This window comes from Yinghuangia sp. YIM S10712 (assembly GCF_051388935.1).
Classification (GTDB): domain Bacteria; phylum Actinomycetota; class Actinomycetes; order Streptomycetales; family Streptomycetaceae; genus Yinghuangia.
In genome coordinates this window covers 300,643-312,847 of record NZ_JBPKBI010000001.1, presented here as the reverse complement: position 1 = coordinate 312,847, position 12,205 = coordinate 300,643, and the positions used below count along the sequence as shown (strand labels likewise).

7 protein-coding genes are annotated in these 12,205 nt (G+C 67.5%); 4 read left to right on the top strand and 3 right to left on the bottom strand.

Going from position 1 to position 12,205, the window contains the following annotated elements; translation table 11 throughout:
- Window positions 1–266 precede the first annotated feature (266 nt).
- Complete coding sequence (locus tag ACRX5W_RS01505; RefSeq protein ID WP_436786041.1) at window positions 267–4,490, top strand: hypothetical protein; 4,224 nt, start codon at window positions 267–269, stop codon at window positions 4,488–4,490.
- A gap of 448 nt (window positions 4,491–4,938) precedes the next feature.
- Here ACRX5W_RS01505 and ACRX5W_RS01500 read toward each other — a convergent pair whose 3' ends face one another.
- Both ACRX5W_RS01500 and ACRX5W_RS01495 read right to left on the bottom strand, forming a co-directional pair.
- The gene (locus tag ACRX5W_RS01500; protein WP_436786040.1) at window positions 4,939–5,064 is read right to left on the bottom strand and encodes a hypothetical protein; all 126 of its coding nucleotides are present in this window, start codon (window positions 5,062–5,064) and stop codon (window positions 4,939–4,941) included.
- Between the two features lie 369 nt (window positions 5,065–5,433).
- Entirely contained in the window at window positions 5,434–6,459 is a 1,026-nt protein-coding gene (locus tag ACRX5W_RS01495) for an LAETG motif-containing sortase-dependent surface protein (protein WP_436786039.1), read from the bottom strand.
- A 1,269-nt stretch (window positions 6,460–7,728) separates the two neighbouring features.
- Here ACRX5W_RS01495 and ACRX5W_RS01490 point away from each other — a divergent pair.
- Window positions 7,729–8,010, top strand: coding sequence for a hypothetical protein (locus ACRX5W_RS01490; RefSeq protein WP_436786038.1), 282 nt, complete (start codon window positions 7,729–7,731; stop codon window positions 8,008–8,010).
- Window positions 8,011–9,122: 1,112 nt separating this feature from the next.
- On the opposite strand, the gene ACRX5W_RS01485 is transcribed toward ACRX5W_RS01490, so the two are convergent.
- Window positions 9,123–10,028: a glycosyltransferase family 92 protein gene (locus tag ACRX5W_RS01485; protein ID WP_436786037.1), complete on the bottom strand. Its 906-nt coding sequence runs from the start codon at window positions 10,026–10,028 to the stop codon at window positions 9,123–9,125.
- A gap of 46 nt (window positions 10,029–10,074) precedes the next feature.
- Here ACRX5W_RS01485 and ACRX5W_RS01480 point away from each other — a divergent pair, with 46 nt between their 5' ends.
- Both ACRX5W_RS01480 and ACRX5W_RS01475 read left to right on the top strand, forming a co-directional pair.
- Window positions 10,075–10,401 (top strand): hypothetical protein, encoded by a 327-nt coding sequence (locus tag ACRX5W_RS01480; RefSeq protein ID WP_436786036.1) that lies wholly within the window; start codon window positions 10,075–10,077, stop codon window positions 10,399–10,401.
- A 25-nt stretch (window positions 10,402–10,426) separates the two neighbouring features.
- On the top strand, window positions 10,427–12,205 hold the full coding sequence (locus ACRX5W_RS01475; protein ID WP_436786035.1) for a JmjC domain-containing protein: 1,779 nt from the start codon (window positions 10,427–10,429) through the stop codon (window positions 12,203–12,205).

Below are 12,205 nucleotides of genomic sequence, written 5' to 3'. Positions count from 1 at the left end.
CAGATCGGCCGCATGGCCACCCGGTGCCGTCGCCCCCCGTCGCGAGCATCATCGCCAATCAAATGTCGACACAGGGATATGCCGGTGCGGTTGTCGTGGGCCATGCTGTCTGCCGCACATCCGCGCCCGGATGCGTCTTGCCGTGTGCAGTTCCGGGCGCTGGTCGGCTGTGCCGTTTTCCGGTTGCCCGGGGCGGCGGGTGGTGGGGTTTTTGGTCGGCGGCGGCTGGTTTTCGGCTGACCGTTCGCGGTTGAAGGGGGCAAAAGGTGTCGGAGTCGGCCGAGCGTTTTCGATGGCTTGGGAAATGGCCGCGCAAGCGGGCCGGGTCCCTGGTCGCGGCGGCGGTCGCCGCCGCGTTGGGAGCCGGGACACTGGTCGTGCTGGTCGACGACGGCGGCCACAAGCGGCCGGCTTCGGCGGGTCCGGTGCCGGTGAACGAGGATGAGGCCCAGCGGCAGGCCCGGGAGAGCGGTCATCCGGTGCGGGTCGAGACGTCGTTGACGCCGACGAGCACGACCACGGCGAATCCGGACGGCAGTTTCACCTGGACCCAGCACGTGTCGCCGATCCGGACCAAGGTGGACGGCATCTGGCGGGACATCGACACCACGCTGGCGCCTGTCGCCGGCGGGTTCGCTCCGAAGGCGACCACGACGAAGCTGGTTTTCAGCGCGGGCGGGACGTCCGTACAGTCCGCCGCCCCGTCCGCGCACCAGGCACCGCGACGGCTCCCGGCCGCGGCCGAGCCCCCGGCACCGGAACCGTCGGTTCCCGCCGCTGCGGCGAGCCCGACGATCCCCGTGGAGACTCCGGCCCCGACCGCGTCGACACCGCAGGCCGCGACGCCGTCCCCCTCCTCCACCGCGTCGTCCGCATCTGAACTCGCGGACGGGCAGGCGGAGTTGCCACCGGGCGCGTTGCTTCGCATGACCGGGTCGGAAGGTAAGTCGTTCACGCTGTTGTGGCCGAACGGGCCGCTGCCGCAGGCGCAGGTGTTCGGGGATCAGGCGCTGTATCCGGAGGTGTTTCCGGGTGTCGACCTGGTGTTGACCGCGCGGGACGGCGGTTTCTCCCAGGTCCTTGTCGTCAAGACGCGCGACGCGGCGGCGAACCCGCAGGTCGCCGAGCTCGCGTACCAACTCAGTTCAGCGGAGCTGTCGTTCGCCCACGACGCGGAGTCCGGTGTCACCCGCGCGGTCGACGCGGCGGGCACCATGGTCGCCGCGTCTCCGACGCCGTTCATGTGGGATTCCTCCGGCCACGCGCCGGGAAGCCACTGGGCCGAGCACCAAGCAGTGCTCGCTGCTGACGCCGCGTCAGCGGCTGCGGCGGCATCAGCATCGGCATCGGCATCGGGCTCCCCCTCGGCGGCTCCCGCGTCCCCGGCACCTACGGCACCGCCGACGTCCGGCACGTTGGCGCTGCCGGGTCTGGGAGGTCCTGAGCCGGGCACCCGGGACGCGGTGGTCGCCGCGCGTCTCGACGGTGACAAGCTGCGGCTGACTCCGGATCAGAGCCTGTTGACCGGCCCGGAGACCGTGTTCCCGGTGTTCGTGGACCCGTCGTTCTTCTCGCACCAGGCCGGGTGGACGCTGGCGTACAAGACGTACCCGACCAAGTCGTTCTGGATGGGTGCGAACTTCAACGGCGGAACGACCACCGCGCGTGTCGGCCACGAGAACGACACCAACGGCACCTCGCAGTCGTTCTTCCGCATGAGCTTCGACCCGAACCTGCTGGCCGGAGCCACGATCTTCTCGTCCACGTTCCGGATCCTGGAGACCCATGCCTGGTCGTGCCAGGCGAAGCCGGTGGACCTGCACCTGACCGGCCCGATCAGTGAAGGCACCACGTGGGCGAACAAGCCCGCCCCCGGTGTCCTGCAGCAGAGCATCAACGCCGCGAAGGGCTACAACGCGTCCTGCCCCGGGGACTACCTCGCGTTCAACACCCTCGACGCGGCCAGCCGCGCGCGTGACGGGCGCTGGGGCGACATCACGTTCGTGCTCAAGGCCGCGAACGAGGCGGACACCTACGCCTGGAAGAAGTTCGCGGTCAACCCCAGCATCGAGATCGTCTACAACCGGCCCCCCTGGCCGTCCGGCGCCATCCGGACCACCCCGGGCGGGGCGTGCCGCACCGATGCGAGTGTGAGCATCGCGAACAACGACGTCGTCATCAGCGCCCACAACGCCGACCCCGACGGCGACCTGCGGGACGTGTTCCTGCGGGTGTGGAACGAGACGACCGGCGCGCGTGTCTACGACGGCTGGGCGCCGCTGATGGGCAACGGATGGTTCGACTTCCGGATCTACCACCACCAGCTGACCAACGGCGTCTACGCGTACAGCATGCGCCCGCACGACTGGTCCGGAGCCTGGGCTCCCGACGTCTGGGCGCCGGGCGGCGAGGAGAACCCGTGCCGGTTCACCATCGACAAGTCCGCCCCGAGCGCCCCCTCGGTGAGCTCCGCCCAGTACCCGGCCGGCAACGACGCCGCATGGCCGGAAGGCGCCGAATACGGCACCCTCGGCACCTTCACCTTCGGCGCCAACGGCACCAGCGACACCATCGAGTACGCCTACAGCTTCGACGTCAACAACTACCAGGGCCGCGTCCGGGCCACGACCCCCGGCGGCACCGCCACGATCAAGCACATCCCCGCGCACGCAGGGCCGGTCAACCTGTACGTCAAGGCCATCGACGACGTCGGCAACACGTCCCGCGAGACGGTCTACAGCTTCTTCGTCGAACCCCGCGACCAGGTCGACGGGCCGATGGACTTCACCGGCGACCAGAAACCCGACCTCGCCCACGTCGACGCGAACGGCAAACTCCGGATCTTCCCGTCCTCCTCGGGCGGACGCCTGAACCAGCCCATCGACGCGACGCGCACCGACGACGGCAGCGGCAACGCGGGTGTGCCCCAGGTCCCCGACGACTACTTCAAGAACGCTTTGACCACCTACCACGGCGACATCTGGGGCGCCGACGGATTCCAGGACATCGTCGCCCGCATGCCCGACGGAAAACTGTGGGTCTACCCCGGCAACGGCCGCGGCGCCATCGACACCGCCGCCCGCATCGAACTCCTCCTGCCCGCAGGCGCACCCGCGCCCAACGCCCTCACCCAGCTCCTCGCGATCGGAGACGCGACCGGAGACGGCAAAGCCGACTTCCTCGCCGTCGCCGGAACCGACCTGTGGGCGTTCGACGGCTACACCGGCGCGACCGTCCTGACCGCACGCAAAATCGCCACCGGCACCATCACGAACCGGACCATCCACGGCGCCGCCGACATCACCGGCGACGGCGGGTTCGACCTGCTCATCCGCGACACAGCCACCGGCAAACTCACCCTGCGCCCCGGCGTCAAAGCCGGCGCCGGAATCGACCTCGCGTCCCTCGGCACCCCCGTACGCGACGTCGAATACGCCGCAAGCGGCTTCCCCACCACCGCCATGCCCCAGCTCACCGCCATCCCCGACGTCACCGCCGACGGCATCCCCGACCTGTGGGCCACCGACAACGCCGGCGTCCGCTGGCTCTACGCCGGCAACCCCACCAACCGAAACAAGATCGGCGCCCGCTCCAACCTCGGCGGCGACTCCATGGACTTCTGCCAGACCTACCCCGGCGCCACCGGCGGCACAAGGCAACTGTGCGGACCCATCCTGACCAAATACCTCGACCTCGGCGGCCCCGCCGTCATCGGCCTCCCCGCCACCGACACCACCGGAACCCCCGACGGAATCGGCAAGTTCGCCCACTTCCGCAACCCCGGCCAGGCCGTCGACAACGCCTCCATCTACTGGACCCCCACCACCGGCGCCCACTACATCAAGGGCGGCATCCGCGACCGGTGGTCCTCCCTCGGCTGGGAAACCAGCCCCCTCGGCTACCCCACCGGCGACGAGATCACCGAAAACGGCGGCTGGTCCACCACCTTCCAATGGGGCGGCCTCTACGCCCGCCAAGGATCAACGCCGTACTACGTCTTCGGCGACATCTACCTCAAGTTCGCCGAACGCGGCGGCCTCTCCTTCTTCGGCTGGCCCACCACCGACGAAACCGCCACCCCCGACGGCGTCGGACGCTACAACCACTTCACCACCGCCATGTCCATCTACTGGTCACCCGCCAGCGGAGCCCACCAGATCGGCGGCTCCATCAAGGACCGCTGGGCACTCCTCGGCTGGGAAGCCTTCCTCGGCTACCCCACCACCGACGAGACCGCCACCCCCGACGGCATAGGCCGCTTCAACCACTTCACCAACAACGCCTCCGTCTACTGGACCCCGACCACCGGCGCGTGGGCCGTCTACGGCTCCATCCGCACCCACTGGGCCCACCTCGGCTGGGAAACCAGCTGGCTCGGCTACCCCACCACCAACGAATTCGACATCCCTGGCGGCAAACGCACCAACTTCCAAGGCGGCTACATCACCTGGACCGCCGCCACCGGAGCCGTCGCGGCCTACCCCTACTAATCCACCACGCCCGCTCGCGGCCGAGACCCCACCCAGCACTACGGGGCCTCGGCTGCGGCGCTTCGCCTCCGACAGATCCCCGGGGCGAGCCGTCGAAGACACGGATGAATACGAGTATGCCGGAGCCGAGTACAGCCTGCGGTCGACCAGCAGGGCTCGAGGCGGTCGCCAAGGTCAGCCGCACACCGAGGCTTTCGTTCCGCACCGAACGCACCCGATCCGAAACAAAGGGTTGTCCGCCAGGGCCGCCCGAACCGAGACCTCGGGATGCCCCACGGAGCGTCAACGGCCTCCGCCGGCAGATGAGTCCGGCGCGCCCACTGCGATGGCGAACGTGTTGGGGCCTGTCAGCATCTGCAGCAGCACATCCTTGGCGCGGACAGATTTCCGGTGGCGCCGCGCAGCTGCGCATGGAACAGATCGAACATTTTCCTTCGTGATCGAGGGTTCATCTTTCGGTGGTGAAGTGGTTGTAGCACCTGGCGCCGTCGGGTGCGGGCGTGAAGTCGGCGGCGGGCATGCCGACGACGGCGGGGCCGCCGAGGTCGAGGTATTGGTCGGGATCGGTCCGCACAGCCGCTTGGTGCCCGCCGGTCGCACCGGGGAGGTGCGGAAGAAGTCCATCCAGTCGCCGCCGAGGTCCGAGCGGGATCCGTGGTGGTCGCGGCTGCCGGATAAAGGTGCGCCCCCGGAGTTGCCCGTGGCCCACAGGTCGGGATGCCGTCGCCGGTGAAGCAGCTCAGGCTCCGGGGAAGAGCTGCGCTATGTCGGACCGGCTACTAACCGCCGCACGTGACCGATATGTGATGTACATGTGGAGAGTCCTTATGGGCGCGGGGCGCATTCTTTCGGTCAGCAGCCCAGACTTTGGGGACGCTTTCCGTCCCACGCGCAGCGGCCCGCGACATCGGACGTCGCGGGCCGCCTTGGAACCTTGCTGATGTCAGTTGGTAGAGCGGGAACGTCGCCGCGCGAACATGACGGCGGCGCCGCCGACGAGCAGGAGGCCTGCGGCGCTCCCGGCTATCGCGGCCGTCTGATCGCCGCCGCCCCCGCCCGTCTCAGCGAGTTCGGGAGCCTCGCTCGCTGCAACATCGCCCGGCTTGGGGGTGTCGGTGGCCTGGGCGGTGGGAGCGGGCTTGACGATGCTCGGTGACGCGCTCGGGGTCGCGGGCGCCGGTTCGACGGCGTTCTTGTAGACGGATCTGACGGTGTTGTCGCCGGGGGTGTTCTCCGGCAGCGTGCCGACAATCTTTGTCTCGACGGTTTGCTCGTTGCCGGAGATCACGCCTTCCAACGGCAGGTATTGGGGGCCGAAGCCGCCCTTGTAAGCCTTGATCTGGCACGTCACAAGAGTGCCGGAGGCGTTGAGGGAGCAGAAGTCGGGCGCCTTGGTGAACTTGACGCCTTGGACACCGTTCACGGTCAACGTGGCGGAATCCGTGGTGGTGTGGCGCTGGAAGTAGCTGACGACGAAGGGCTCGGCGAGCTTGCCCCCGGGGTTGAGGAAGGAGATGCCCTGAGGGTTCTCCACAACCCAGTCCGCTGCGGTGACCGGGTCGCCGAACGTGACCGTCACCGTGCTCGCCGTCTTGGTGGCCACGTCCTTGACCTCGAAGACGACCTGCTGACCCTTCTTGCCGCCCTGGTCGCCTCCGATGACGCTGATCGGGATCACGACCTTGCCGGTCGCGCCGGGCGTGCACACCGCCGGGTACGGCAAGCTTTTGCACTCCTGGGGCAACTGCCACCCCAGGGCCTGGTTACCGCTCCCGGTGAACCCGATCTCGAACGGCGCGGACGCGTCAACGGTCAGCGTGATGCCCGGCCCTCCCGGCTGCGCTGTGGCGGCGGAAGCGGTGATCGTCGGGTCGTCGCCAACTGCGCCGGCGACACCTGCGAAACCCAGTTGAGCGGCGACCGAAACACCGCACAGACCGACAAGACCGAATACACGTGAGTGGAACACGCGAGACGTCAAAGAAAACCCCTGTCGGAGCGATACGAATAGAGAAAGTGCCCCTTTCTAGCACGCGCGGTTTGTCAGCCGCCTTGGGGGTTGGGCACGCGCTTTGCAGTCGGCGATTTTTGTCCCGATTGGTGATGGTCGGCGGGGCGGCGCACGGGAGAGAAAAGGGATTTTGCGCGAAAAAGGAGCTGAGCACGCTGCTCAGCAACGGGCAGCAGACGCACTGGAACGCCCTCGACACCGCGCGGCCGAAGCGGAACCCGCCGTCACCGCAGGCACGAACACAGTCCGGGTCAACGGCTCCCCGGGCCCGCGAGGAGTCCGTGCGGGCGGCCTCGGGAGTGATCACCGCGCTGCGCGCCAAGGTCCGGGCGGCACGCAACTCCGCGACCGTGGCCGCAGCCGTGCACGAACTGCGCCAAGACCTTCGCGAGCTACGACACTCATTCGACAGATCCCTGACTACCGCTCACTCCAGACCACCGTCGCCATCGCCCGAACCCCCCGGACCCTCACCGCAGCTCGCTCGTAACCCGGACGGCGCTCCACCCGGCCGTCCGCCGACGGCTCACCCCCGACGACATCGCCTCCCCACCCGTGTCCGGCCCGTCAGCCACCGCCCCTGCCGGTTGCGTCGGTTGCGTCGGCCGTGCACGCGCTGCGTATCGCCCGGGTTTGGGCTTTCGTTGGGATGATCGATCGAGACTGCACGAGACTCACACCGACAAGGGTGTACGCGGTCGCCGCGGCAGCGGCAAACCCCGTCACCCCTTTGGAACCGGTGGTGTGACCTCATGAAACCGATGCGGGATGTGAGGCCGAGTGTGAGGCCGGACGCCCTCGGACGACACCGGACGCGTCCGGATTGGCACGGATCACGTCCCTCCTGGAATCGTCCAGCACCACCTGATCGAAAAGTGCCCCGAGCTGCACAGAATCGCAAATTAGCAGGTCAAGCGCTATGTCACGGACATGGCGACTGGTTCGGTGCCAATCGCGAAGGCAAAGGTTTCAGCGCGGTGTACGCACTTTTAATCCGCGGGTTCAGGGTTCGATCCCCTGGCGGCCCACCCGTACCAGAGGCACGAAAGTGCCTCTGGCCTGCGGAGATAGGATCGACGGGCGCGTCGCTCGACCGATTCGGTCGGCGTTCTCCGAGCGGATTCTGAGCGGACGAGTGCACCGCGAATCCCGCGCAGCGTTCCGTCCGCTCAGCAGATCCCCTCCACCGGTAACAACGCGTATCAGAACTGGATCGACTCGACCTAAATGTCGGATTGGCCTTGCTCTGACGAACGCGACGGAGGCTTCGACCAAGCCGTCTTCGCCCACATGCTCGACGGCATCCATCGCTACAAGGACGCCGACTTCCTGCGCTACGGCATCACCCCCGCCACGCTCCGGCAAACTCACGACCAGATCAACAACTGGCACGCACAACTGGCCGGGAGCACACGCCCCACGCCGAGCTCTCCCGACTCCAGCCGTCGCGTCTCGAGCACGCCACCGCAGCGCCCAACAGCCGACGGACCTTCGCGCCCTGCGCGGTGATACCACCAGCCGTCACCACAAGCGGCCCCCGAAATCCCTGCAACGTCGACAGATGGCGCATGCTGCGGGCGCGTTACACCGCAATGCTGACGCCCGGGAGTAGTTCGACTTAAGGGTCTGTTTCAGAAGTGGATCTTGGTTCACCGATTGCGGCGATGGTGGCGGTTGCCTGGTAGCGGACGGCGAGTTTGTCGTATCGGGTTGCCACGGCACGTTGGCGTTTGAGGCGGTTGATACCGCACTCGACGGCGTGGCGGGCCTTGTAGTCATCGCGGTCGAATGCCGGCGGCCGTCCGCCCGCTGGCCCGCGTCGCTTGCGGCGGACCTGGTCGGCGGCTTCGGGGATGGTGCAGGCGCTGCCGCGCCTGCGCAGCGGCGCGCGGTTCGCGCACGAGGAATATACGCCTTGTCGCCGCGCACCTGCGGACGGGTGCGCGGCCTGCCGGGTCCGACCCGGGCCCCCGGATCGCCGACAGCACATTGAAGAACTGCGGTGACCCTCCCCGCAGTTCGGCCGGATCAGCAGAGCCAGCGGTCGCTGGCCCTGCTCGCAGACCAGGTGGATCTTCGGCGACACCGGCGGGCGGTTCGCGCTGCCCTTTCCGAGCCCGGCAGCGTGCTGTGCGCGCGGCCAACTGCGGGGGTCAACGTTCAACTCCCAGGTGATCAGGCCTTTGACGTCGGCCTCGGCCTGAAGCTGCTCCAGGATCCGCGCCCACGTGCCGTCGCGCTGCCACCGCCGGAACAGCCTGTAAATCGTCTCCCCCGGCCCGTGCCGCCCCGGCACGTCACGTCACGCCACGGAACACCCGCCCGGGTCCGCCGTCGTATGCCGTCGAAGACGAAGACGAAGAGACAAAGACGATCGCCCGTATCTGCGGTCCCTAATTGGCGACGATGTCGGAAAAGATGACCGCGAAGACTGCTTGCATGCCCGCCCAGCAGGCGCCTGTGGCGACGACCCAGGGAAAAAGCCTGCGCCAGGTGAGCCTTCCGGCCAACAACAGCCATATCCCGAACCACCAATAGGCGATGATCGCGACGAGGCTGACGCCCCAGAGGGACGCGCGGCCGGAATCCCTACGACTTTCCGGCCGCAGCGGCCGAGCGAATCATCGACGCCCCGGCTCCTCGCCTGACGCGGCCAGCCCCATTCGCTCCCGCAGGCCCGGCAGGAACCGCCAGATGGTCCGGTCCGCTACGTCGTTGTACGCCGTACGGTGGAATTCGATATCCTCTGGTTTGATTTTCCAGCCTTTTGTGACGGCGGCACGGGGAAGCTTCGCACCGAGAAGGAATTCCTCGTCCCGAGTCCAGTAGTGCTGAACCCGCAAGCCGCTGCACCCGGGCGCGGGGTCGGCGGGCGCTGCGACGTACTCGCGGTCGGACACAAGCTCACAGCGGTGAATTCCTGCCTCACGGACACGGTGCGGCTTGACGATGGACTTCCCTGGATTCGGGCGCGCCACCATTCGTCGACACATTCGTTCGGTGAGCAATTCTCGCTCCGCCAGCCGCCGGACTCCCGACGTGCCGAACATTCGCCATTCCGCATGGACTGCCCCGGCGTCCTCGTGGTTCCGGAGAAACTCGACGACGGTCCGATCGCCTGTCGGTACGAGGAATTCATCGACATCGATGAGGGCCAGCCAGCGTGTGACGCCTCGGAGTTCCCGGCAGATTCCCCGCAGAACAAGGTGCTGGTACTGGATCCACAGACGGCCAGAGTATTCCTGCGGAGAGGGTTTTTCGATGACTTGTACGACTCCTTCGTCGCGATACGGCTTCAGGACATCACGGTAGTCGTCGTCGCTGCGATCGTCGACCAGGAAGAATCGTTGCACGCCCATGAGCCGGTGGAACTCGATCCATTCCCGCAGGAACCTGGCCTCGTTTCGGAAGACGCATCCGATGGCGAGTTCGAGCGGGCAGTTCCGGTCTGTTACACCATCCGTGTGCTCTTCGGTCTTGTGAAGTTGACTGTGAACTCCGCCACTGTTACGAATGTTTTCCTGCAACGCTTTTTCCTTTCGTCTCGACCTGGCTGCCCAACAGGAGTGCACCATGTGCGATAAAGAGCTGACCGACCCCAAGCTGCCGAAGAAAGAGATCATCGTGGAGGTGCATGAAGGCGCCGGTGCCACGCACGTGGAGCTGAACGACCACGACCGGGTCTCATTCAAGCTAGTCCCCCACGAGGCGCACACAGGTGCGGCGGCCGGCGCGGGAGGCCAAACCGACCGGGGCGGCTACGACGATGGGGCGATGCCGGTGGAGGACAATATGTCCATCTCCCTCTCGACCGTTGACATCGAGATGGACAATCAGAGCTTCGGTATGATTACTGCGTGCACTGGGTGTGCATCAAACATCGGTGGGCCGAGTTGCTGACCAGAGCCATTCCAAATTAATCCTTATGGACTCTGACAAGCACGGGCTGGCGGTCATCCTCGGCAGCCGGGACGTCACAGCTTTCCTCCGCACGAGTTGGGAGCGGGAAGCGCTGCTGCTCGGCGGAGCCGCCACACCTCTGGTCGAGCGGCTGTTCACGCTCGAGGACTTCGAACAGTTGGCCTGCGGCGGTGGCGCCGATCTGAGTGTCGTGCAGGAGGGCCGGGCCCGGCCGGTTGTCGCGCAGCGCGCCGACCGGGTTCCCGGACGGCACGTCCTGACCGCCTACCGGTCCGGTGCGACGCTTCTGCTCTCCTCCCTGGCGACACGCTGGCCCGCAGTGGGCGAACTGTGCCGCGGCATCGAGTTGGACCTGCTCGAACGCGGTGTGCTCCCAGCCGACCCGGTAAGCGCCAACGCGTACCTCACTCCCCCACGGGCGCAAGGCTTCGACCGTCACCAAGACGATCATTCGGTGCTCGTCGTCCAGCTGCATGGCAGCAAGCGGTGGGAGGTGTTCGCGCCCGGTGCGCAAAAGCCGGAAGCACTCGTCTCCGCGACATTGGAGCCCGGTGATGTGCTGTCGATCCCGCGCGGCTTCCCCCACGTCGCGCACACGACCAACAAGGCATCGCTCCACCTGACGTTCGGCCTGCACACTTTGTCCTGGGCGGACGCCATGGCGGAGATGCTCCGAACGCACGAGCCGTTCCGGCGCTCGGTCACCGGGCACGGTGACGCCGGGCCCACCCTGCCCGATCTCCCGGCGCTGGACGTCCCTGGCTACGTGCGGAACCGCCGTATTCGATGCATCGCCGAACTCGATCCGCTGCCCGGGGGGCAGCTGGCCGCGGACGCCGCTGCCACGGCGGTCGAGCCGGACACCCTCGTCCGCAGAGTGCCGCTGATGCCGAGCGAATCCGGCAGCGAGTACGGACTCGCGAGCCTGACCTTCCCCGGCGGCACACTGCGCCTCGACGGCCGGCTCCAACCCGTCATCGACCACGTGGCCAAAGTGGAGCTCTTCGCGCCTCGGGAGTTGCCGGCGGTCGGAAAGCACTACGACGCCGTCGAACTGACACGGCTCCTGGTACGGCACAACATCTTCCGCCCGGTGGAAAAGGCAGCGAGAGCGGCACCGCCGGCCCCGGTGCCGGCCGCGCTTCCGGCCCCGGCCCCGGCCGGGCAAGCGACGGCTCAAGCGGACCGTGCGCGCGACCTGACCCTGGTGCGCGACAGCGGTCCGGCAGCCGGCCACCACCTCGGTTGGATGCGACTGCGCGAACGCCTCTCGGCCGCCGAATGCGACGACTTCATCGCCGCCTGTCGGGATCTCCCGCTCACGACACCAACCACCGTGGACGAGACCAGCCACCCCGGCCATCGGCGTGCGGAAACCCGGCACGTGCCCAACGAGCCGCGCACCGCGTGGGTCTATCGGCTGGTTGAGGCCGTGGCACAGGAGGCGGCGCAGACCGCGTACGGGTTTGACCTGACAGGCATCACACGCTCTCCGCAGTACGTCGAATACCTGCCTGGCAACGGGCACTTCCACCGGCACAACGACTACAGCCACGACCAGCTCGACTCCCCCCGGAAGATCACCGTCATCATCCAGCTCTCCGATCCCACCTCGTACGAAGGCGGGGTGCTGCAGATGTTCGGCGTCGATATCGAGGAACTGCCGCGAGAGCGGGGCTCGGTGCTGGTGTTCCCCTCCCTGATCGACCACTGCGTCACGCCCGTCACCCGGGGCCTGCGCCGCGCTCTGGTGGCATGGGTCGCCGGTCCGAGGCTGCGATGA

What these genes read in the sequence shown, in the direction of transcription:
- ACRX5W_RS01475 (WP_436786035.1), top strand. Translation starts at nt 10,427, where the DNA reads ATGGACTCTGACAAGCACGGGCTGGCGGTCATCCTCGGCAGCCGGGAC.
- ACRX5W_RS01480 (WP_436786036.1), top strand. Translation starts at nt 10,075, where the DNA reads ATGTGCGATAAAGAGCTGACCGACCCCAAGCTGCCGAAGAAAGAGATC.
- ACRX5W_RS01490 (WP_436786038.1), top strand. Translation starts at nt 7,729, where the DNA reads ATGTCGGATTGGCCTTGCTCTGACGAACGCGACGGAGGCTTCGACCAA.